This window comes from Oleiphilus sp. HI0125, from assembly GCF_001635355.1.
Map to the genome: position 1 here is coordinate 1 of NZ_LWGF01000208.1, position 1,051 is coordinate 1,051.

Below are 1,051 nucleotides of genomic sequence, written 5' to 3' on the forward strand. Positions count from 1 at the left end.
CCTATAACCAAGCAACAAGAGGTTTTCTTTAACTTCCATAACCCAGAGGGAAGCTTTAAAGAAATGGATAACATCTTGTTCTATTTCTTAACCTTTAACAAAGCGCCTGCGCGACTTGCTGGTGGTGCTTTGCTTGTTCACGAAACATTAGACCAGTCTGAAGATGCACGCCAAGCATGGGATTACAATGCTGGACAGCGCCGTGTGCGTCGTGCTCCAAACTTAGCTTACGATTCTCCGATTGCTTCATCGGATAATACTCGTACCGCTGACGACACAGATATGTATAATGGCGCGCCTGATCGCTATGATTGGGAATATAAAGGCGTTCAGGAAATCTTTATTCCGTACAATAACTATAAGATTGGGCGTGAGGGTGTTAAATACGATGACTTAGTTATGCCTGGGCACTTGAACCCAGAGTATGTGCGCTGGGAATTACACCGAGTGCATGTCGTAGAAGCAAACCTCAAAAAAGGAGCTCGCCACATATACAAGAAGCGAGTGTTTTATATAGATGAAGACTCTTGGAGTATTGCTTTGGTTGATCAGTATGACAACCGTGGTGAGCTTTGGAGAGTAAGCGCTGCAATGCTGAAAAACTATTACGAATTGCCGGGCACTTGGACTACCTCGGATGTTTTTCATGACTTGCAGTCGCGTCGATATAGTGTCAATGGATTGTACTCTGAAGAACGACAGGCCCCTTTGTTTGAAAGCAAGGTTCCTGGTAAACGTTATTTTAAGCCGCAGTCTTTGCGTCGCCGAGCACGATAACCAACTTATAGTTACATGACGCTCCATTAAATGGGGCGTTTGAACGTTTTAAGGATAATAGATGAATTCTATTTTTCATCGCTGTTTTGGTCTTCTAGGGGGACGAAAGCTAGCGCAAGCATTTATAGGGGCGAGTGTTGTAGGTAGCTCGTTTTCGCTTCACGCAATGGATGTATTAAATACTCCTTCCTACCCTTCTGAATTAGCCTCTGAATATTTATTGGTTGATATTGAAAATCTTGGTCAGCGTTTAGTTGCTGTTGGCGCGCGAGGC

Annotated in this window: 1 protein-coding gene and 1 pseudogene; both read left to right on the top strand. The window is 44.1% G+C overall.

Translation table 11 applies throughout. From position 1 onward, the window contains the following. On the top strand, nt 1-777 hold a 777-nt coding region (locus A3762_RS03220), incomplete at its 5' end, for a DUF1329 domain-containing protein (protein WP_156493182.1). 61 nt (nt 778-838) lie between these two features. Then, nucleotides 839-1,051: pseudogene (locus A3762_RS03225) on the top strand (hypothetical protein); the annotation flags it as partial.